General features: G+C 37.7%; 15 protein-coding genes and 2 pseudogenes. 2 read left to right on the forward strand and 15 right to left on the reverse strand.

Annotated features, from left to right (window positions below; all coding sequences use genetic code 11):
* Positions 1-1,083, reverse strand: a complete 1,083-nt coding sequence (locus JCM15092_RS03935; protein WP_024993525.1) for an efflux RND transporter periplasmic adaptor subunit — start codon at positions 1,081-1,083, stop codon at positions 1-3.
* 316 nt (positions 1,084-1,399) lie between these two features.
* Positions 1,400-3,747, reverse strand: a pseudogene (locus JCM15092_RS14835) (beta-galactosidase).
* 429 nt (positions 3,748-4,176) lie between these two features.
* On the opposite strand from JCM15092_RS14835, the pseudogene JCM15092_RS17980 reads away from it, so the two are divergent.
* Both JCM15092_RS17980 and JCM15092_RS03945 read left to right on the forward strand, forming a co-directional pair.
* A pseudogene (locus tag JCM15092_RS17980) lies at positions 4,177-4,515 on the forward strand (relaxase/mobilization nuclease domain-containing protein); the annotation flags it as partial.
* Between the two features lie 4 nt (positions 4,516-4,519).
* Complete coding sequence (locus tag JCM15092_RS03945; RefSeq protein ID WP_024993526.1) at positions 4,520-5,239, forward strand: hypothetical protein; 720 nt, start codon at positions 4,520-4,522, stop codon at positions 5,237-5,239.
* Positions 5,240-5,241: 2 nt separating this feature from the next.
* Here the strand turns inward: JCM15092_RS03945 and JCM15092_RS03950 are convergent, their stop codons facing one another.
* The 13 genes from JCM15092_RS03950 to pglX form a co-directional block, all read right to left on the reverse strand.
* The gene (locus JCM15092_RS03950; RefSeq protein WP_024993527.1) at positions 5,242-5,820 is read right to left on the reverse strand and encodes an SLATT domain-containing protein; all 579 of its coding nucleotides are present in this window, start codon (positions 5,818-5,820) and stop codon (positions 5,242-5,244) included.
* On the reverse strand, positions 5,802-6,269 hold the full coding sequence (locus tag JCM15092_RS03955) for a hypothetical protein (protein WP_024993528.1): 468 nt from the start codon (positions 6,267-6,269) through the stop codon (positions 5,802-5,804). The genes JCM15092_RS03950 and JCM15092_RS03955 overlap by 19 nt, the downstream gene beginning before the upstream one ends.
* Entirely contained in the window at positions 6,257-7,165 is a 909-nt protein-coding gene (locus tag JCM15092_RS03960) for a nucleotidyltransferase domain-containing protein (RefSeq protein ID WP_024993529.1), read from the reverse strand. Before JCM15092_RS03960 ends, JCM15092_RS03955 begins: the two co-directional genes overlap by 13 nt.
* Before the next feature lie 52 nt (positions 7,166-7,217).
* Positions 7,218-7,907, reverse strand: coding sequence for a DUF4468 domain-containing protein (locus JCM15092_RS03965; protein WP_024993530.1), 690 nt, complete (start codon positions 7,905-7,907; stop codon positions 7,218-7,220).
* 38 nt (positions 7,908-7,945) lie between these two features.
* Entirely contained in the window at positions 7,946-8,524 is a 579-nt protein-coding gene (locus tag JCM15092_RS03970) for a hypothetical protein (protein WP_024993531.1), read from the reverse strand.
* A gap of 66 nt (positions 8,525-8,590) precedes the next feature.
* Positions 8,591-9,331: an Ig-like domain-containing protein gene (locus tag JCM15092_RS03975; protein WP_159101370.1), complete on the reverse strand. Its 741-nt coding sequence runs from the start codon at positions 9,329-9,331 to the stop codon at positions 8,591-8,593.
* Positions 9,332-9,339: 8 nt separating this feature from the next.
* Positions 9,340-9,981, reverse strand: a complete 642-nt coding sequence (locus JCM15092_RS03980; RefSeq protein WP_024993533.1) for a hypothetical protein — start codon at positions 9,979-9,981, stop codon at positions 9,340-9,342.
* 64 nt (positions 9,982-10,045) lie between these two features.
* Positions 10,046-11,083 (reverse strand): helix-turn-helix transcriptional regulator, encoded by a 1,038-nt coding sequence (locus JCM15092_RS03985; protein ID WP_024993534.1) that lies wholly within the window; start codon positions 11,081-11,083, stop codon positions 10,046-10,048.
* Between the two features lie 49 nt (positions 11,084-11,132).
* Positions 11,133-12,146, reverse strand: a complete 1,014-nt coding sequence (locus tag JCM15092_RS03990; RefSeq protein ID WP_024993535.1) for a helix-turn-helix transcriptional regulator — start codon at positions 12,144-12,146, stop codon at positions 11,133-11,135.
* A gap of 44 nt (positions 12,147-12,190) precedes the next feature.
* Positions 12,191-14,257 (reverse strand): BREX system Lon protease-like protein BrxL, encoded by a 2,067-nt coding sequence (gene brxL, locus JCM15092_RS03995; RefSeq protein ID WP_024993536.1) that lies wholly within the window; start codon positions 14,255-14,257, stop codon positions 12,191-12,193.
* Positions 14,258-14,269: 12 nt separating this feature from the next.
* Positions 14,270-16,825 (reverse strand): PglZ domain-containing protein, encoded by a 2,556-nt coding sequence (locus JCM15092_RS04000; protein WP_024993537.1) that lies wholly within the window; start codon positions 16,823-16,825, stop codon positions 14,270-14,272.
* Positions 16,826-16,828: 3 nt separating this feature from the next.
* Entirely contained in the window at positions 16,829-18,424 is a 1,596-nt protein-coding gene (locus JCM15092_RS04005; RefSeq protein ID WP_024993538.1) for an RNA/DNA-binding domain-containing protein, read from the reverse strand.
* Positions 18,425-18,454: 30 nt separating this feature from the next.
* On the reverse strand, positions 18,455-22,054 hold the full coding sequence (gene pglX / locus JCM15092_RS04010; protein ID WP_024993539.1) for a BREX-1 system adenine-specific DNA-methyltransferase PglX: 3,600 nt from the start codon (positions 22,052-22,054) through the stop codon (positions 18,455-18,457).
* Positions 22,055-22,059 lie beyond the last annotated feature (5 nt).

Raw genomic sequence — 22,059 nt, forward strand, 5'->3', positions numbered from 1 at the left:
TTACTTTTTTAGTAATTGATCTATTGTAACAGGAAGGTCTGTTCTTAGTTGAAGTGTACCGCTGGTAATCAACGTGTCACCTACGTTTAATCCCTTCAAGACCTCTACCTGACTCTCTGTACGTATGCCTGTCGTAATCTCTACAGGTGTGGCCTTACCACTTTTGTATAGGAACACCTTATCTTTACCCATCTCAGGCACTATAGCCTCTGAAGGTATAGCTATGGCATTATCTATCTCATCTTTTGTAAGTTTAATGCTTGCATATCTTCCTGCCATAAGTTTTCCATTACTATTTGGATATAGAGCTCTAGCTGTAAGAGTGTGTGTGTTGATGTTTATAGAGCTTTCACTGGCATAGACTTTTGCCTTATATGCTTCAAGAGAACCATCTATAGTGAACTCAAGAGGCAGTCCATCTTTCATCTGTGATGAATAACGCTCAGGAACAGAGAATTCAACTTTTAGAGGAGTTATGCATGTCAGTTTGCTCACTTGAGTGGTAGGAGAAGCATAGGCTCCTATACTTACCTGACGAAGACCGATGATACCTGCAAATGGTGCCCTTAGCTCAGTAAGGTTTATCTGTGCCTTTACCATATCAATCTCAGCCTGAAGAGTTGCAAGTTCTGTACGAACCAGCTCATAAGCTTCCTTACTTACTGCATCCTTCTTCAAAAGAGCACTCTGCCTGAACACTCTGTCTTCAGCAAGTTTCAACTGCGAAGTTAACCTCTTAAGTTGAGCCTTCAACTGCTCATCATTAACTTTGGCAAGCAGCTGACCTTTATGTACATGGGTACCCTCTTTAAAATAGATGCCGATAACTTTACCAGAAGTCTCAAAAGAGAGGTCAACCTCCTCATTTGGCAACGTTATGCCTGTAACACGAATCTCATCGACTAGTTTTTGGCGGTTTATTACTAATGCGTTTATATTTAATATTTCATTTTTCTTCCCTCTGGACATTTTGTCTACAGCCATCAGTTCTTTGTTTGGTTTTGGAAGTTGGGAATATATACCTATGCCACATAGAGCACAGGCAGATATAGCAATCAATCCCCATTTAATCTTTTTATTCATATAAATAAGAAATATTAGTGGTTCACAGTGTCATTAAATTTTTATATCGATAAAATTAACAAAAACCGCCAACATAATAGTCTTTATTGGAATGAAAAACATATTAAATATATATTATTATCTATGTTTAAATCTGTCATGATCGGATAACCAACCGATCACGACAAGTTAATCGACGAATCATGATCGGTTAACCAACGAATCATGATCGGTTGAACAGTTTCTTTTATAAATAAAATATGCCGCTCACATCACGTGAACGGCATACTTAAAAACAACAACCTAATATATAGTATCAATAATACAGTACAGAGTTTTAATATTTAAACTTATCTTTTTTAATAAATACTCTGAAGTCTTTTATCTGACCTGGTGATGACTGTTCTGCACGAGGTATAAGTTTAAATCCTTTCACTTTATAGCTTTTACCCAAATCTATTACAATTTGATGTGGATAAGATGTGTTGTCTACAGTCTGCCAATATGTACTCTCCTGAAGGTCGTAAACCTTATCAGCAGTATAGTTACCACTTCTTGTCTCTTCGCTATCAGCATACAATATATTCCAGTTTTCGCGAGGTATATTGTTGCCATCCTCACCTATAAGATGAAGTTCAGCTATAGATGCTACGTTTGTTCCATCAAAAGATGACAATCCTTCAAGACAGAAGTAACGTCCTTCTATAAGAGGAAAATCTATCTGCTGCCATCCGTTTCCTTTTTTGAATGTTCCCTCTGCAGTTACACTCTCATTATCCAAAACAAGTTTCTGTCCGCTCTTTCTGTGAGTTTCAGGTACGGCTACTTTCAACATATCAAGAATTGGTTTATCTAGACCCTCAATGGCTCTCTCCTTAGGACCAAGAATGTCAAGAACAATAATCTCATTTTTTCCCTTCTTTAGCCAACAGCCTGGCATATACAGAGTCTGCTGTGGTCCTATCTCCCAAAAGCGACCTAGACAGTGTCCGTTTACCCATACAAGACCTTTACCCCATGACTCCATATTTAGGAATGTATCTCCTGTCTTATCTAGAGTAAACGATCCACGGTAGTATGCAGGTAAGTTTATATCGCTCTTCTTCAGATTTTTGTAAGCAGCAGAGTTGATATCTACAAATTTCTTGCTCTCAACGAACTTATTGTCAAGTGTGAAGGTGTATATCTTCCAGTTCTTAACTAGTTCAACTGATTTTCCATCAATAAGTTCAACCTTCTCTGTTATACCCTTTCTGTCATGAATAGACTTGTCAAAGTTAACTCTACCCATTATCTCTACTAGAATATCAAGACGACTGCCTCCCTTTATTTCTGGCATAGTAACTTCCTGCTCACCTTTTCTTCTGTCAAGACGTGCAATAAGCTTACCATCAACGAAGATCTGTGTCCAGTCATGTTGTTCCGTAATTTTAAGGATTGTTCCCTTCTTAACATCTTTATCCAGAGTAGTTGTATAGAGAACAGATCCCCAACCTTGGTTGAACTTCTCTACGGGTTTTACATTCTCCGAAAGAATTGCCTTAGGAAGATTCTCTATCATAGGAGCAACCTTATTTAGTGTGAACTTAGGTATAGTAATTACAGGAATAGCCTGAGGTATATCCGAGAGTTTCTCTCCGGGAGCCATAAACTCCTTCATCATCTCTCTCAATTCAAAAAACTTTGGAGTAGTCCATCCTGCTTCACTAATAGGAGCATCATAGTCGTATGAACTACACATAGCCGAATATGCAGGATTGTTTGCACCTCCCCACCATCCGAAAGTGGTACCTCCGTGAGTCATATACAGACTGAACGATATATTACGTTTCAGCATATCTCTCAGACCATCCACCATCACTTTACCTTCGCGTGTCTCATGTTTCCTTCCCCAATGATCAAACCATCCACTCCAGAACTCACTGCACATAAGTGGAGATTCAGGACGAACCTCTTTAAGCTTCTCAAACTGCTTATCTATATTTGCACCAGTACCAAAGTTTACTGTCCAGGTAGATCATCCAGTCCATTGTTGAGGAAGTTGGAGCTCCAGTCACATTGAAAGAGAGGAACCTTATTGAAACCGGACTCTCTTACAATATCACGTATAGCAGAAACATAAGGTTTATCTGTACCATACGAACCGAACTCATTCTCAACCTGCACCATTATTATATTGCCTCCATTGTTTATCTGAAGTGGAGCAAGCTCCTTAGCAACTGCATTCATGAAGATTTTCACTCTCTCCATATAATATGAATCCAGAGAGCGCAACTGTACATCATCTTTCTTCAATAGCCACCATGGAAGACCACCCATCTCCCACTCTGCACACACATAAGGACCGGGACGTACTATAACATACATTCCCTCATTTTGAGCTAACTTACAGAATGCAGCAATATCATTGTTGCCTGAGAAATCAAATTTACCCGGAGTCTGTTCGTGTAAGTTCCAAAAAACATAAAGACAGAGGGAGTTCATGCCTAATGCTTTGCACATCTTAATACGGTGTTCCCAATATTCTCTTGGAATACGTGGATAATGTACTTCGGCTGCCTTGATGATAAATGGTTCCCCATTGAGTAAGAAAGTATTCTTACCAACTTCAAATTTACCAGGCTTACTTCCTGCATATGCATTTATCGTGCACAATGCAATTAAAATTAGTAGTAGTCGCTTCATAATATTTCTGAAAGTTATCTATGTAAAAAAAATGCAATGCTTTCTTTTGTAAAGATAAAGTTATGTTATTGAAATAAAGATATAGTAATCTGTCAAGAAGTGTCATAAATAGGTCATATTATAACGCGTCTGAATGTTTCATATACTATTGAATGAAATAGTGACATAAAAAGTCTTTGAAGAGTTGGAGAAAAGTTTTAAGACTTTTGAGTAAGAGTCTTTGAACTTTGGGCGTCGTGAAAAGCTACATCATCAGTTTATCGATACACACACGTTCATATATTACTTTGGCAGTCGTATGTTTGTGAAAAGCATAATGCAATTAATTTTTAACAGTTGAATAGAATTTGCGTGTCATCTGTTCGCGAGGGTCATAATCGATAGAGGAAAAACAAAAGATGCATTTCACCGAAGGCTTACGATATAATAATGATTGCTACTATTCTACCATCAAGTTCCAATTTTCATGCAGTTGATTACAATGAGCGAAAAGTCGCCCAAGGTAAAGCAGAACTATTAGAGATGACCAATTTCGCTTTTGTAGGTGCTGTTGGCAAGTACACACCTAATGACTTGAAACAATATTTGGTCGGATACTCATCACGTATCAATAAACGCATACGTCGGCCATAATTCCATCTGGCCATATCCTGTCGTGGAGATGAATATACCAAAGAACAGTTAGTGGACTTCGCTCATCAATATCTTAAAGAAATGGGATATACCCAAGAAGGTCAGCCATTGCTTATCTATTCTCATCACGATACGATCTATGAAACAGCTACTCAACTTCCAGAGCCGCGAAGAGAGACTGGAGAAGATTGATATGTTTATTGATGCCATGCTTGAAGATAACAAAAGGCTATCTACTTATGATTTGAACACACTGCTTTGGCGCCAGTTCGGAAGCTATGTCACAAAGGGACGCATAGCATTTCGTAACGAGCGTATATTGTTGAATGAAAACATCCGCAATACATTATGTTATAATGACAAACTCCAATGGCTACAATCCTTCTCACCTGTAAATGAAATTGAGCGTAATTTGCTCTACAAGTTTGGAAAGATAGAAGACATTGAACAAATCTCCATTGTAGATGCCTCACAAAAACATCCGGAGACAACAGTAAATCAACTTCGAAGTCTCTTTGAGGATACAGAAATTACAAACTTGCGCTCGTCATTATTTGATAGCGGGATGTCTATCTTTCAAGCAAATGGTAAGAGCTATTGCATTGATTTTCATAATCGTTCCATAATCTGTATGGAAGACTACGGATTTGACACTCAACGGTTGAAGTTTGGGCTTAATTCTCATATAAAACTACCCACCGAACGACAAACAAATATTCATATTAATCAAGATCTAGTCAACTCTATTGCCAACCTGCTCAGGCATAAAGCTGGTTCACAAGATGGCAACAGAGAATGGGAAGTTGGTGGCAAGAGTCTATATAATGATATTGATGATAATAGGGACTTAAAAAGATAGTACTATGAGTTCTCTTCTTCTTTTATTTTTAAAAAATCAGGAAGTATATTATTTCTTTCTTCATCTGTTGTAGTAGACTCTTGTTTCTCAATTAGAGCCCTATGGGCAGCATTAACAGCTTTATCTGTCGTATGTGGGGCTATTGGCTTTGAGAACAACCCATCCTCTTCTTCTTCCAAGAAATTTCTTCGTTCTGAAATTTGTCCGTCGCATAAAAAGCCTGATTTTATATCCGAAAGTAATGATTCATATTTGTTTCGTATATTGTGTGCTTGTGCCGCAAAGTTCTTATTCTCATTTGCAAGTTCTGTCAATTCACCATCACGATACCTCCATGAGAGAAATGTTGTCAAAGCAGAAATGACTGCGGTTATAACTTTACCCCAAAAACTATCTGTAATAAAGAATATAGCAACAATACCGCATGTGCTAATTGCTGTCAGCCAGCATTTAGCATTTCGAATCCAACGGTTCCTTTTTAGATGCAGATCGGCTTGTTTCTCTTGAATTTTGTGGGTCCAAGCCATCTTGCAATATCTATCTGCAATTTGTCGATATAATACTAAAGTCGTTTTGTCCATAATAATTTATTTAGTAAATAACCATACCCGTGTTCCTCCGCTATCCAGGGCTCTTTACCATATATCCCATAATATGATATCCAATAGAAGTGTGTCATAAGATGATTTATGAATAACTTCAGATCAAAACCATTCTTGTATATTGAATATACCTTATCTTCACGTATCATGCAAAGGGTTCCATCTGAGTTGACGTGGAAATCTCCTATTTGTTTACCTGCTATTTTAGCCATTCTTGCAATCTTTCCCCTTGTTTCATAGACTTCAGGAAGAATGCCGTTTGAAGTAAACCTTATAACCAAATCGTATGAATCTGTTATTTTTTCAAGAGTTCTATATTGAGCAGTAAACTTGAAGGTGCCAGCCAAAAGGTTGGCACCGTGTATATAAGTCAAGCCCGGTTGAACTTTCCACAACCATGATATTTCATTATACGTCAATGTGACCATGGTCTCGGAGCTGTAGAAAAGCGATTTACTTCATTTTCTCTCTCTTCATTCTTATCTGAATGAGGAAATAATTTAGGATCAAAAATTTTACGCCATTCTTCCGAAGCTTCGATGTGCTTGCCTTCCTTTTCATATTGAACAGCCTTGTTGGCCCGATTTAAAGCTGTCTGGAAATGACTTCTCCTTTCATCTTTGTCCGATAATCGATTCACCCAATAATTAAAGAAATCACGTACTACAACATCATAGTTCTCATCACGTTTCCCACTTGAATAAATAGAGTTCGCAAACGAAATAACATCTTGGACGACATTAAATGATTTGTATTTCATTGTTATCGTATTCCTGACCCAGTTCTTTATCATCATAACACAATCTCTCGTTAAGCCATCTGTCGAGTCAATACTTTCTTGAAAAGAAGCTATTTGTGAGCGGGGATCAAAAGTTTCCCAACTCCCACAATCTTCTGTATTGGGAATAAAGAATTTATTATCACTTTTTTCCCATGCTGGTAACACTTCTACATTATGCGTTCCATCAGAGAACTTCACCAATACAACCTTACCCCAAGCATGAATCTCTTCTGTAGTAGAGTATGTGTCTTTTAGTGCGTTACGACATTCCTGTAATATTCCTGATGCATTGTCCTTGTATTTTTCATAAGAATCATTATCAATTTTGAAAAGCACATCGACATCAGAACCGTCTTCAATTGGACGTATCGCAGTTTTTGTTTTGTAGGAACCAAATAGGTATTGATCACTATCATTTCTACCTCTATCGTAAAAATGGCGGGCAAGACAATTGATAACACCTTCATACTTCTTTTTAGCATCTTCCCTTTGATTTTGTGTCAATCTTAAGTTGCATAGAAATTGAGAAAAGTTTTTTTCCATAATATTTTAATTATAAATAATAAAATGCGTACTAAATATATGTGTAAAATGTTCACCAATTATCACCCTCATTACCTGTTAATCCATTCTTAAGACATTCTTCAATCTTGTCCATAACAACGTTTGAGTAAGCATGCGCCATTATGAGTGCCTTGCATGAAGTTTTTTTGTGAGAATCTTTTGCAGCAAAAGGAAAACATGTATCAAGTGTCCAATTTTCGTCAGAACGTGTGGGAGGTGTTTTTGAGCCTCCAAAAGCACTCATCCATCCACCTCCAATCATTCTAACAACAGAATAGAAAGGCACGGTATAAGTAACTCGAACTTTCCCTTCTTTAATATCACATTTGATGACTGGTCTTATACTTACATCGTATGTGCTTGTTCCACCCGCGTGTTGAGCAATATCAGCTACATAGCCTTGTGCAATGATTGTTCCAAGCTCCTTGTCATTTAGTTTAATTACAGAATTAGCATCATTGAATGTAGATGTAAACCAATAGTTCAACAAAACATAGAGCTGGTCTTTTGTCTTTCTGGGGGCTTCTATTACTTGAACGTATGTAATGGCCTCGTTTTTATCCAATGTGAGCTGAGAACCAAGATTGGTGGCGGCATCTACCCATTTATCACCAAATTTCTCTTTGGCGTATTTTTCCAACTCATCAGCACGAAGTATTTGTGCATTGACTGTCATGAAAGCTCCAAAAATCAGAGCGATTGATATGATTAACTTTTTCATGAATTTATTGTATTAATGATTGACTAAATCGTTGTATATTAAAATTCATAACCTATCTTTAGAGTTATTCCTTCTGCATTATATATTTCCGGCTTTCTTATGTAGTTCAAGTTGTAATTACTTGTAAAATGAGAGAATGTCTGAAACTCCAATTTCTCGGTGGTATAACCTACAGAGATATTTACAGCTTGTTTGGAATTAGTTGCAATACGGCAACCGGCAGATAGATTGACATACAAACCGCCATTGTTGTTGACATAAGTACCACCTTTCAAATCAATGAAAGGAGAAATTTTCCCTTTTAGGATATTACATCGAGCGTTGGCAAATACAGGAATATCAACCTTACTATCTCTCGTGTCCAAAGGTATGTCCATTCCAGAAGTCTTGTAAGAAGACATAAAATGAAGTCCCACACCTGCACCTACATACAGATACGGATTTATTTGATATCCATGAGAAGTATTTACTTCAAATCTTCCAAAATCATAATCACCTATACCAAAAGTATAGCCTGCATCAACATAACCGCGATAGCAGTTATTTGATATGTTTTGAGCATTAACTGATGTAATAGCAAAAGCTAAAATTATTGCTATAGTAAAAATATTTTTCATCACATATTAATTTTATAAATTGTATTTTTCTGAATTATTATTAAAATAATAAATTCAACCTACCTGTTATCTTAAACTCAACTTATCAAGTAAACTTTTAACCTGTAGTTTAACACTTTCGCTATTTGTTACAGAACGAGATTTTGAATTGGTATAGGGCAAATAAGCAACGTATATTATTGAGGCAGAATATACTTGCTCTCCAATAATCATGGTAATTTTATCTGCAGTTAGCGCATTTACATATAACACCGTATAATTCTCCTCAGAAAATGTAGCTGGTGCATACCTTTCAAGAAGAAAATCTGTCAAACTATCAAAATAGATGCTATTTACTACCATTACTACCGATGAAACCTTTCCATCTTTTAATAGATATAAATAACCTCTTACTCTGTCATTTGTTGTAGTATAAGCGATACCACTTTCATTTGACAATGAGTAGTTTGTTCCGACTTTTGCATATACTTCATCTTTTGTTGCTCCGAACAGGAATTGAGGTTCGGCAAATTGAGTGAAAACAGGTGTAACAGAGACCTTGATGGATTTTTGCCCATTTACATCAATATATGTTTCTCCAATTCTTTTACCGGTAATAAGTCCTGTCTCTGAAACCGTTGCTACATACCCGTTCTCAGAGGCATACGTTGCCTTAGAATCTGAACATTCAATTTGTGATGTCTTCTGGCTTGTCAATTCAACACTTTTTGAAGATGTGATATTAAAACCATCACCATCATCTTTTGAACATGCAGCAAATAATGTCAATGACACAATTGCTGTTACATAAAACAATTTTCTTTTCATATTCTTCATTATTTAGTTAAAAGTTTTTCATTACTTAATTCAGGCCATTTATTAATGGCAAAAAGCTTGCACATATTTATAAACTGATTGCTTGGCATTGTATCGTATATCTCAAAAACGACTTGCTCTACTTCTTTCCAAATGCCATTATATGACGCACTTACTAAAGCCTTTATACACAAGACAACATTCATGTGAAGTTCTTGTAAATTGTTTAAGATGACTTCTCGTGTATATTTATGCTCCTTTGTGCCATAGGGGTCACCTTCCATTTTATAATAACCTATATCAAACAGCTTCTCAGACATTTGAAAAGTATTTGGAATTTCATTCTTGGCATATGTCGGTATCTCTTCTATTAATACATACTTTGTTTTATCCTCTGATAAATGGTCTATATATTGTGATTCAACAGACTGCATTTTGTCTGCGAGTATTGAGAACTTATCCGTCCAGAAACCTATAGAATTATTCAGTTTGCAAATAGCATTTGCCTGCTCTGTTGTCAATTCAAATTGCATTAGTTTTTCTGAATGAAAGGCTAATGCATTACTACAATCTTCAGCGAAATTGGCAGCATCATGTAGTTTCTTAAAGCGCCTTTCAAGGGTGGAAACCAATATTTCTTTTGTTTTTATAGTTATATTCATTGCTTATTTGTTCTATAGTACAAATATCTAAACTAACAATGCACTCAATATGCATTGTTAGATTCTATTTGTCTTCGGCGTACATCTTACTCATGAGATCTGCAGATTCTTTCATCTCTTGTCGTAATGATGCAGGTGACATAACTTCTATTTGTTCGCCGAATGAACGAAGCAGTGATTTAAGTTCATAGTTATCCTTTACCTTCAATGTTATTTTCCAACGTCCATCTTCCATTTTATTGGCCATAAAGCACTGAGATTCATGAAGCGGCTTGGTAATTATATATCCAATTACACTGTCATTCACGTATAGTACCACATTTTCAACCGGAGTATCATTTACGGAAACACCAACTACATCACCAAAATACTCCTCAAAATCGAAATCATCATCCAAAGGCTCATAAGACTTAGATGTTTCTTTCAGACCTTCAATTCTGTCAATAGCGATATTTGCCAGTTGCTTATCATAATCTGTTTGCTTACCGATAAGGAACCAACGATTGTTGTATTGCTTCAAGTGATACGGATGAATAGTGATAGTGCGTGGATCTCTGCCAAACGGATGATAGACAATTTCAATCACACGTTTGTTTACGATAGCATCAAAGAGGGGACGAAAATATGTATCCATACCCTTTAAATACAGATTGGATTGAAATGTTATCACAGATTTACTATTTTCACCGAGTTGACTTGTCGTATAGAGTCGTCTCTCTACATCATCCATCCAGTCAAAATGCGGTACACCTTTGAAGCGTTTCATCAATAGCAAAGCATCATGAATCAAATCAAGCTCTTCTTGGTTTATAGGTTGGTCTTTGATAGAATCACCCCTATAATGGTAACGATAATATACACGATGACCATTTCTGATAGCATCGATATCCATTCTATAACCTTCTTCGCTTTCCAAAAATTTCAGATCTTCTTGAACCTGACGTTTTTTAATGCCGTCTTCTTTTTTAGTATCACCATTATATTGACATAAAGCTTCGTTACAGCTTTCAACAAGGTCCTCAATATAAAAGCGTCTTGTCCAATTGCTCAAACAACGGTCAAGTACTTGATATCTAATTACAGCATTCTTATTTGTTGGCATAATCCTTTGTTTTTAAATTACCTCGCAAAGGTATTATGCAACTATGCAATCATTCTGCACAAATAGAAAATCTTTTTAAATTTTCATTTATTTTCTTTATTATTTCATTCCTTAGCCATTGTGGTGATATGACTTCGATATCCGGAATGAAAGAAAATATCTGCTGGTATAACTCTCTATTGGGCTTTACTTGTATTTCAACCTCACAATCCTCTCCTTCTATAATTCTTTGGGACTGATGGATGGGCTTGCTAACAACGTAGGGGAATCTTTCTTGAGCGAATCTTAGAACAATAGATTCTTTATTAACATTCTCTTGGGGAATAGTAACGCCAATAATATCATCAAAATAAGTGCTAAAGTCGACACTTTTGTTTTTCTTGAATACAACGCTCGTATTATTAATGTGTTGTATTCTATCTAAAGCTACATTTGCAATTCTATCATGTCCATTATCCAAACCGAATAGAAACCATCTTCCGTTGTACTGTTTAACATAGTATGGATGAATAAGCATTCTGATCTTATTTTCCTTAAATGTGCAGTAGTCTATATCAAGAGGTTGATGGTTGATGGTTGCATCAATAATAGTTGAAAGATATTCCAATCCCTTTAGTTGTTCATTTTGTTCAAATGAAATCAGATTTTCAGGATTCGCTTTTATACCAAAACGATATTCAAGACTTGACACCACTTCTTCTACCCAGGCATTAGCAGGAATTCCCCGATATTTACCCAACATCTCTATCGTGGCACGAAGATTCTCAATTTCTTCTAAAGATAATTCGTTATTGAAGATAGAAAAATCCGGATCGGAATAACGATAATAACATTTCCGACCCTCCAACGGATATGCCGTAATTGGAGCGTCATACATTACTCTGTCTCGCATATCCTGAATGTCTTTGCGAAGTTGCCGGATACTTATAGAGCGACCGCCTTTATCTCCTAATTTTTCATTGACAATTTCAAGTAAATTGTCAATGGTATATTGATGATGAGTGTTGCTAAAACACCTATCTAAAATAAGATAACGTAAAGATGCATTATTATTTGTTGACATCGTCATTCAATATTGTTCCAAATTCATAACAATAATATTTAATATCATCCTTTGATGTACGTCACCATAAAATCTTTACATTTTCTTTTATCTTGACGGGACATAGCCACAGAATATGTATTGTACTTTTCAAAAATGTCTAATCCTCTACCCATCGCTATCGTCCATCCTGTATCAGTCTTGATGCAACGGTCATGGAAATCACTAAACTCATATTCGAAATCGATGCCATATCCGGCCAAGTCATCTTTTATGTCATCAAAATGATCTATCAGATCCGGGATCTTTTCATCCTCTTCTTTCGTTATCAGTTTCAATTTCAAGTCATCCACTGGACGTGTATCGATTAGCATCGTTACGAACTCCATAAAATTCTTGATTTGCCAAGAAGTACGGATATAAGGATCTTCTATGGTAATCTCTCCTGCTTTTTCCAGATAAGGCGCGAAAAGTTTTTCATAAGAGACACCAGTCTGTCCCATACGGAATGAAAGGCTCTTTTCCTCAAGTATGGAAATGCGTGGACGTGATTTTGTTTCATTTGCATACTCTTCGTTTATATCCTCTGATTTATTTATTTCTTCTATATCATCTGCAAGTGGTGTATTATTTGTTGGATAAGGTATATATGCCGGCACTATCTGAGGATTGCTTAATCTTTCTAATGTTTCCACATGAATTTCTGCTCCTGTTTTTAAATTCGTGTACTTGAAAAATGCAGGATCAGCCTTAAACGTTTCATCAATGAGATATAGCTGATCTTTCACCCGTTTGCGTCCTTCAGCAGCAAAATCTACTAACTCGAAGGCCTCTTCATCTGTCATCTTCAAATCCGGATAAAGCAGTTTCACCATACCCGAGAATGTTTTACGAATAGCCAGATGATCACGTTCAGATAGAGAAGGATCAAACTTGGCATAGTCTTTCAACATATTTGTCAAATCATTATTACGCAATTCGTGTAGAACAGCAGCAATATAGTCTGTGATAAGGCCATAGCCTTTAGAAAAAGAATCCTTCTTCAACATCTTTATTTCCCATCCCGGATTGTACAAATGAATACGATCCAAGAATGCACCTTTGACAAACGAGGTTGGAATGCTTTCAAAAAGATGACTGTTCTTCAGCATGAATGGCACGGTATGCTTAGTGTTTCCCACAAATACCATTGATGCAGATGCTTCATGAGTTCCTTTTCCTCGATTAAACGATTTATTGGCCAAATAATTCTGCATGGTATCAATAAGCACAGCATCCGTTGTTCTGCCTTTCTGCTGTTCAAACTCATCCCAAGCCACAACATCCCAATATCCCACCAAACCAAGAATTTCCTTATTTCCACTCATCTTTACAAAAAGACGAGCACTGGTAACATCACCACCAGACACAAGAACCCCATAGGGAGAGAGTTCTTGAAATACATGTGACTTACCTGTACCTTTTGGTCCCAGCTCCATAAAGTTGAAGTTGTTTTCTACATGTGGCAGCAATCGTGCCAACGAAATCAATTTTTCTCTACGGTTAAACTTTTCAGGATTTAATCCAATGGTATGGATGAGAAAATCAATCCAATCCTCAGTAGTAAAATTCTTCCGTTGGTCTATATATTCTTGAATATCAATATTACTGATTTGAATAGGTTTCAGATTTTGTATTTCCCAACGTACTTTCACTTCTTCACCGGATATATAGCCCACTGTCACAATGCACCATACTCCATTGCCACTCAGTAATTTGGGATTCTTCTTTACATATTCTGTACCAATAGGTACATTACTCAGTCCAAGATTGGAAAAATAAGCTTGATATTCATCGGATTTCTCATTTAAAAGAACCGTCACTTTATCTATAATGCGATGGCGGCCATTCTCCCTGATGAGTCCTTTTACAGACTCAGCTTCGGCCCGGTGAACATAATTATTTTGAATAACCTGTTTTACTTTTTCCAAGCCCTCCGCAATCACTTCTTCATCATTGCTGGCACAATATTGTCCGAGTAGATATTCCAATACATAGGTAGGCACAGGCAAGCCTCCTTTGACAAGAAAAGCCAAATCCTTACGTACAACTTTGCCAATAAAGGCATCCATCACTTTATCTTGTAAATTCATAGTCATTCAGTTTTAAAAATCGAAATCATTACCAATAAGCGTATTATTCATTACATTCTCTTTGATGAGAGGATTGAGAGGATGATCCTTATCATATACTTTCAATTGAAGTACCTTTGCATTTACATTTTGGTTCAGTGTCAAATCAACTAATACTTTACGATTATCCAAAATAGCATCAGTATTATCCAATACAAATTCCTTGACCGGCGTAACAGCCTGATCATTATAGTACAAAGCAACATTAATGGTGCGTTCCGTCATATCCATACTTACAGCATCTGTCTGCAAAAGTTTAAAGCGCAGTCGTGAAGCCTGAATAGACAAATTTCTGTCAAGCACCATTACACCTACAGGCGGTTTTGTATTCCCCCGTTCCTGACGACTAACGATGACAGGGATAATCAATTCCTGCAAAGAAGCTCCACCATGAGTAAACAAATATCCACCGGAAGGTGCAGCCATGCGGTTTGTTCCTTCCGGTACAGCTACATATATATCTTTGGCATTCATTTCTGATACTTCCGACAATGGAAATTTTACGATGCCTGGAACAGCGTCTGCAACTTTGGTAAGATAATAACGTGAACTCTTTTCCAGAACCTCTTCTGCAACTTTATGTTTATCCTTCTCTTTAAAGTCCTGGTCATTGAAGAGAAATCCATGGTCAGATGTTATATAAACTTCTGTAACATTATATGTTTCGTGAATCTTATGGACGAGCATTTCCAATTCATTGATGGCATCACGACAACTTTCAGCTACCTCTTTTGCCGTTGCTCCATGGCTCTTATCATCAATGGTATTGTGCATCACGTAGACAAGAGGATGCTTAAAGATCTCACGATTCTTCTCTTGATCATATTTACCGACCACTTCATAATCCACACAAATAGCCCCGGAACGATAGGAATCCACTTGTTCTGTTCGTTTGCCTGTAGAATCCAATATTCTATTGTCCACGCCCATATTCTGTGTTCCATTCTCCTCACCATACAATCTCAATTCACGATGTGGAAGTAACGCCGGTTTGCAAAACTTTGTTTCCGATGGAAGCATGGCTATCCCTAAGTTCAGATGGGCTATGTGCTTTCTTTTTGCAAGTACTCCAATGAGCTCTTGCGCCACTTCATAGCGAAAGGCATCACTGACGATGACTACCACTTTTTTCTGAATAGGCTTGATCTGGCTTTCATAAAAATCCTCCTGCCGAAGCGCATGAACAGCAGTCATTCCCCCAGCTTCTTTCACACAACGCATCCATTCCAGATTGATTCGGTTGCAGAGTTTTGCATAATGACTATCCAATGCAAGTTTCACCTTTTGAACGGTTTCATAAAGGCTGATAGAAGGACTAATCTTGTAATAGTTTTCAATAGACAAACGGTAAAGTTGGTCTATCAGGAAATATTCACTACGATACTTATCAAGATAATCATCAGGGTGATTCAATGTGAGAGAGCCAAGTGATAAGGCACACTCATAAAAACGAGCTACGAGAATGTCATAATCCATCACCATGCCCAGCTCGCCATTATCACTATGCTTTATCATCAACTCCTCCAATCTGTCAAAGACCTTCTTTGGCTCTTCTGCAATTGATTGTTCCATTAATGTACGAAGAATGGGAATGCACAACTGGTCAGGAATATAGTAATAATTGGCATCTGTACCATACCATTTGATAAAGTCATCATCATGAATATCCTTTCCCAATTCCTGAAAGACCTCGACTAAAGCCTCTGCTATTTTTGGCTGGCTCAACGCCAATTCCAAAATACTGTTCATTTGTTGTAGTGCTAAAGAATCTGTGATTCTGATAGCCTTATAATTATCTGCACTCACCGGTGCAAGGTTCTGAGCTATAGCATTGTATTTCAATACTTGTACCAATTTCTCTACCTTAACTTCCGTACTCATATCAATCGAACAGCCAAAGATTTTTTCAAGTCGTTCGTCCAAGGCGGCCTTTATCATAGGAGCAGCCTTTAATTTCACGTAGAAGCTTGTTTGCTTGCTTCGCTCGGAGATACGACCTTGAAATAATATTCTCAAGATAATATTATCCCAATCCAGTACGCGTGTCAGCCCCATATATGAAGAGAGAAAGGCTCTGATGGCAATATCCTGTGAGATGCTCTTATCTACATAGTATGTTTGCAGCATTTTGAGCATTCTGTCAGACTGGAGTTGTTGAATGTTTTTCTCCACAAAAGTGGTCATGCTGGCCGGCAGTCCGTATTGTTGCATATAGGCTGCATAGTCCTGATGATGGTATTCCATATTGGCGACAAGTACATCCAATAATGGAAATTTCTCTTGCAAAGACTTCTTTTGTAATGGTGAGTCTTGATGAAAATACAGAACGACCTTATCATTCGCCCATTCTGTATCCAATTTATATTTGGTAGTGAACCAGTCTCCTTTAAAATCTACATAACGATAACCGTCCTTCCATTGAGCTTCTTCCAGCTCCATTGCAAGGAATTCGTCATTGAAGATGAACAACACTTTCAACTCCGGATCACGTTCAAAGTAATTATATATTTTATCTATGACTGTACTCATATATTATTTCTTAATTTTCCTACGATACTTTTGATTACTTGCATTTGGGTTCTCAGGATTGGTCATTTCCAGATAATCTCCATCAACCAATACATTTATATATTTTTCTCTATTTTTCGTATGGTTTGTTACACCTATTCTGTCAAGTATTTCCCTACTGCTACGCGGTATGTTACAGTAATTGACAACATCTTTTTGTTTGTTGTTCAATTTAAAGTGTTGCTTAGTGTCTAAGTCCGTCAATAAAATGTCAGAGTCAGTGTCTAAGTTTTGCCTTTTAGTGTCTAAGTCCGTCAATAAAGTGTCAGAGTCAGTGTCTAAGTCTCTCCTTTTAGTGTCTAAGTCCGGCGATAAAGAGTCAGAGTCTGTATTTAAATCCCTTGCAATAGTTATCACAAATTCATGTAAAGCCTCATTGTTTGAGAATGTTAGTCTATTATCTTCGCTCATGGCTCGTTGTATTCCACTGCCTGCCCCTGTATAAGGTAGGAGGTAAATGGCATTAGCAAACAAGAAATTATTTCGTGGCATGGAAGTTCCTGCTACGATGTCATCAACCGACAATCCATTGGGAAGTGTACCCGGACTATGGATTTCCACTCTGTCGTCAAAAATAAAAATTCGGATTGGAGCCTTCCAGTTCAGAGACCGGTGTACCAAAGCATTTACGACAAGTTCCACCAGACATGTATAAGGTATTTCCAACTGTCCTTGTGAATTGAATTCTTTCTTTACTTGAACCGTTTTTAGGTTACGAGTAAAGAAACTCATAATGGTTTCAAACTGATGGAGCAAGTTGCCTTCCATGTCTGTGTCATTTACCTTGTCACGGAATTGAGTTCCTCCTATGAAGTTTCCTACGAAACTGATGCACTTGGCGGTCATAACAGGTAACCATCGTTGTGTGTATTTAGCAAAAAGGAGAATTGCGGCAACCGTTAATTTCCCATTTGGAAGAATGAAATGCAGATTTCCAAGTAGTTTTACTTTATCATGCCCCTGGGCTATTGTTCCGCATACATCATCAAGAGTCGCTTGTTTAAACTTATCTCCTGTCAATCCTTTCTTCTGGAGTACAGTCCCAAATTTATTATTAAGAAAAGTCTTGATCGTCTTTTCATCCAAATCATCAACGGTCGCATTGTTTACGGCAGCTTCATCCGGCATAAAATTACCGCAATCGGCCATCATCTCGGCCAATTCTGCATTATCAAACACCTTGCGTTTGTCTGCACCATTCTTTACCCATACTATACCTTTGTTATCATGATAAGGTTTGTTCAGTCCTTCCTTAATAGTTGCAATGACAAGTGCACCACCTTCTACAGAAACAGTTTCTATAGAAAGGAGAATATTGGGGACAACATTCTCAGAAGCAACATTTCCCAAGAGATTAGTTACTTCTTGAACTTCACTATACGATAATGGATTTATTTCCCCTGTTTCGTCATTGATTCCTATAATTAATTTTCCGCCATGGGTATTACTGAATGCTACCAATTCGCATCCAATATCATACTTATTCATGAGCCGTTCCTTGAATTGAACCGTACTCATTTCTCCATGGTCTTTTATTTTAAGTATATCTTCTGTTGTCATTGTCTGATTAGCTATTAAAGTAATTCTTATTTATTTCAATTTCATCAATACATCTCCGAACTTGGCGTAGTTAACTACTACGCCATCATCTAAGTCGAAAGCTATTTGCTTGTCAGCTACTGCATGAAGGCGGTCGTGGTATTCACGACACTCTTCTATCTGCTTGCCTATATTGTCCATCTCCTTACGCTCGCGAGTGGAGAGGTCGGCTGCTTTGGTCTGCATTTCGCTCTGTTTGTTTATCAGCCATTCTATGTGAGGCAACAGATAGTTGGTGCGCACCTTTTCGGCTGTGTAGGCATTCATGCGGTGCATGTATACGATGCACTGGAATGCGCCTTTCTTGCTACTGAACAGCCAGTAGATGGGACGGTTCTGATACATCTTCTTGTGGTATTTCCAGAAGTCTTTCACAAAATAATCATCCAATCGCTTGCCAAGTGATTTTTCTATGTAGTTCAGATTTCCTATCAAAGAATCCTCTCCAAAGACAGTGCTAAGCCATGTCTTGAATCTTAATGTAATGTTATCTGTAAACTCAGTATTGGCAGGCATAATTGGAATAATCCCATCATCGTCTATCGCGAATCGACAGTTGGGTACAAGAGCATCATACTCTTTTAGTCCGTCCCCTTGATTAGCAAGAATTAGTCCGGGCTTGTCGATGCTGTAACGCCCCATCATGCAACCTACGGCATAGCTGATGAGTTGCTTCATGAGCACATCGTCATGCCATACTATAGCGTTATCTTCTATCGAAATCTCTCCTTGTTGCAGAATGGTGATTTCATCGAGTGGAACATCGGGAGTGAGTTCATCTTCGAGACCATAGATGCTGATGAACTGACGGTTGAGTTCTTCTTCGTTGGCGTGGAGCTGCATAAACTTGCGTTCCCATTTCTGTTTGATGATACGAGTGCGCCATTCCAAACTGTTCAACTGTGGAGCTGCCAAATCAACCATCATTCCTGTGCCTTCGTAAATTTCGTTTATCGTGTCGGCATACTTCGCATCAGTGTCTAAGGCCATGATCTCATTACTCTGAAAATCCCAACTGGTTTCATGAGCATCCCAATCGGCTTTGGATAGGGTGATGTTTTGTTGAACTATATCAGTTACAACATCAATATCAGAAAATGGCATTTTTAGAATGTTTTCAGTTTGAACACTAAAAGTCGGATTTACAATATCTAGTAGGTAATTAGTAACCTTAGAATTTAATGCTCCAAGTTCGCTGTAGAGACTATTGGAGTTATTTGGAGTAATATTTACCTCATCAAATGTTGAATCTTCTCTCAAATAACGAAATGTTGCTTTACCAGAACATATTTTAGACCAAGTAATGCCAGTTCTGTACCACAGATATTCTTTTATAACTCTAGACATTTTGTTTTTATGATAGAATTCAATATCGTCTTTGGACCATGCAATAACATTCATGGTATTTCCATACCATCTCCTTGCCTCACCACCTTTTGTTTGAAGCATCCACTTACATTGTTTTCCTATTTTAGTACAAGAAACCTCCCATAAATAACGAAGAAACCTCTCATTGTCACCCGTAACATTTTTACCATCAGAAAATGAAAAATCTCCAATAGTATTGTCTGAAAATGCTGAAGTAACCTTTTCACTTACCCAATACCCTATCGGGCAACCTGGAATCTTCTCAAAATTCTTCTGTAGTACATTAGAATAGTAGATTTTGTTACCTTTATCAGAATATGGTAATTCAAGAACATCCTTGCTATACTCCTTGAAATAGTATTTGAAATCATGATTAGCCAATGTTTTCTCAAAAAGCTGTTGAAGATGTTTTTGATCAAATTCTTGAAATGTACGTTCTATCAAACGGAAATAAGTTCCCTTTGCATTTTCTGATTTAGTATTACTTATCACTACAGATGATGCACCGAAGTCAGCTCCGAATACTCCACGACTAAGATGAAGTAAAGAATCGATAGAACGATTATCAATTATATCCTTCCGAAGTCTTTCAAACGTACTTAAGAACATCCATGATGGAGGGATAATAAAACCGTATTTACCATGCTTATATGTCATCTTTGCCATATGCTGTACAAATACAGTAGCAAGGTCTGCTTTCCCTTCTTCATAATTATCCTTCACATATTTACTCAACACACTATTCATATTGCCTCCACCCATATACGGCGGATTCATCACCAATGCCGAATATTTGTTGGTTAATGTCAATATCATTTCAAATCCCGCAAACAAATCTCTGAAGTTGTCTTTATGTTCGTGTTGCTTTGTCTGTTCTTTGATGCAATTCATCAGGAAAGTTCGTGTTTCCTCGCTAATGTCGAACTTCATGATGGAACCTAAAGTCTCTGCATCACCCAACAGCTGGAAAGCATCATCAAGTTCTTTGTTTATCTTTTCAGATGTACAAGGTAACTCCAAGGCACAGCATAGATGTCCTTTCAGCTCTTCCCAAGTATGGAGATTGCAATGAGGCATATCCAACACTCGTGGCATGCAATGGGCATCCACAAAACTGATGTCTTTCTGACAGGCTTTCAGCAGCAGTGCAAATGTAGCCAACTGTTTGGCACGAGTATCAATGTCTACCCCTGTCAGATTGTAACGAAAGATATTTTCTATAGCCTTTCTCCGATTGTACCCCTCTTCAATGTAAATCTGATAGAGCAAATCGAAGCATTCATTTAGAATATGACCGGAGCCGCATGCCAAGTCGGCACACGTCAAATCGTGAATGTCATCAAAATGATAGATGGCATCGGTGGGGGTCGGTTCGGCAGGTTCTACCAAATATTGCATTCCTTTCTTGATGTCAGAATAAGGGTTGTTGTCCAAATAGATGCGCCCCACGCTGTTCTGCACCATGTACTTCACAATCCAGTTGGGCGTGAATATCTGGGTGGCTGCCGGAATCTCATCAGCTTCAAACTTGCCTTTCTTGGCAAACACCTCATCCTTGCGCTCGGATATATAGAACTGATAGAGCCAACCTATCAGTTCGGGCGACTTGTAATCTTCATCCGAAATGTAATCATCGTCATTGAGACGGTCAATAAATCCGCCTTTTTTCAAGATATTGTTTGGCAACAACAATTCAGTATAGTCTGAGATAGTGCCAAAGCACTTGTTGATAACTGGATTGTTATGGCAATAAGCTACAATCAATACCTGAAACTGCTCATCAGTCAGCGCATCATTAGCCAAAAGCACTTCCAGCTTCTGAAGGCTTTCTTCATTCATCTGCGGCATTCTGCCTTGACGGGCATCTGACACCAAAACAGGAACGCGGTTTTGCTCGCTCTCATATTCCAACACAGGAGGAATCAACCCATTCTTTGCCATGATACGAATGGCTACCAAACGGTTAAACCATGTGTAAACCACTTCCTCTATCACATCACGACAAGAGTGATTTTTCAACTGATTGGACAAGGACTCAAACTGATCATAAAAATCCACAGTTTGGGTGTCACCCATAAAGACAGCACCGCCATCTTTCAGCTCAGGCTTTTCCGTTATAGTACCATCCTCCCTGATACCTAAAGCAGAGAGGCGTTGTTTCACACCGTCAATCAATATATTGCGAGCTTCACCGGCGAAGCGTTTCAGTTTATTCGTGTCCATTTTTT

This window comes from Phocaeicola paurosaccharolyticus JCM 15092, from assembly GCF_000613805.1.
GTDB lineage: Bacteria > Bacteroidota > Bacteroidia > Bacteroidales > Bacteroidaceae > Phocaeicola > Phocaeicola paurosaccharolyticus.

Excerpts from the sequence above, each read along its gene's own strand:
- JCM15092_RS03935 (WP_024993525.1), bottom strand. The coding sequence starts at position 1,083 with ATGAATAAAAAGATTAAATGGGGATTGATTGCTATATCTGCCTGTGCT.
- JCM15092_RS03945 (WP_024993526.1), top strand. The coding sequence starts at position 4,520 with ATGAAACAGCTACTCAACTTCCAGAGCCGCGAAGAGAGACTGGAGAAG.
- JCM15092_RS03950 (WP_024993527.1), bottom strand. The coding sequence starts at position 5,820 with ATGGACAAAACGACTTTAGTATTATATCGACAAATTGCAGATAGATAT.
- JCM15092_RS03955 (WP_024993528.1), bottom strand. The coding sequence starts at position 6,269 with ATGGTCACATTGACGTATAATGAAATATCATGGTTGTGGAAAGTTCAA.
- JCM15092_RS03960 (WP_024993529.1), bottom strand. The coding sequence starts at position 7,165 with ATGGAAAAAAACTTTTCTCAATTTCTATGCAACTTAAGATTGACACAA.
- JCM15092_RS03965 (WP_024993530.1), bottom strand. The coding sequence starts at position 7,907 with ATGAAAAAGTTAATCATATCAATCGCTCTGATTTTTGGAGCTTTCATG.
- JCM15092_RS03970 (WP_024993531.1), bottom strand. The coding sequence starts at position 8,524 with ATGAAAAATATTTTTACTATAGCAATAATTTTAGCTTTTGCTATTACA.
- JCM15092_RS03975 (WP_159101370.1), bottom strand. The coding sequence starts at position 9,331 with ATGAAAAGAAAATTGTTTTATGTAACAGCAATTGTGTCATTGACATTA.
- JCM15092_RS03980 (WP_024993533.1), bottom strand. The coding sequence starts at position 9,981 with ATGAATATAACTATAAAAACAAAAGAAATATTGGTTTCCACCCTTGAA.
- JCM15092_RS03985 (WP_024993534.1), bottom strand. The coding sequence starts at position 11,083 with ATGCCAACAAATAAGAATGCTGTAATTAGATATCAAGTACTTGACCGT.
- JCM15092_RS03990 (WP_024993535.1), bottom strand. The coding sequence starts at position 12,146 with ATGTCAACAAATAATAATGCATCTTTACGTTATCTTATTTTAGATAGG.
- brxL (WP_024993536.1), bottom strand. The coding sequence starts at position 14,257 with ATGAATTTACAAGATAAAGTGATGGATGCCTTTATTGGCAAAGTTGTA.
- JCM15092_RS04000 (WP_024993537.1), bottom strand. The coding sequence starts at position 16,825 with ATGAGTACAGTCATAGATAAAATATATAATTACTTTGAACGTGATCCG.
- JCM15092_RS04005 (WP_024993538.1), bottom strand. The coding sequence starts at position 18,424 with ATGACAACAGAAGATATACTTAAAATAAAAGACCATGGAGAAATGAGT.
- pglX (WP_024993539.1), bottom strand. The coding sequence starts at position 22,054 with ATGGACACGAATAAACTGAAACGCTTCGCCGGTGAAGCTCGCAATATA.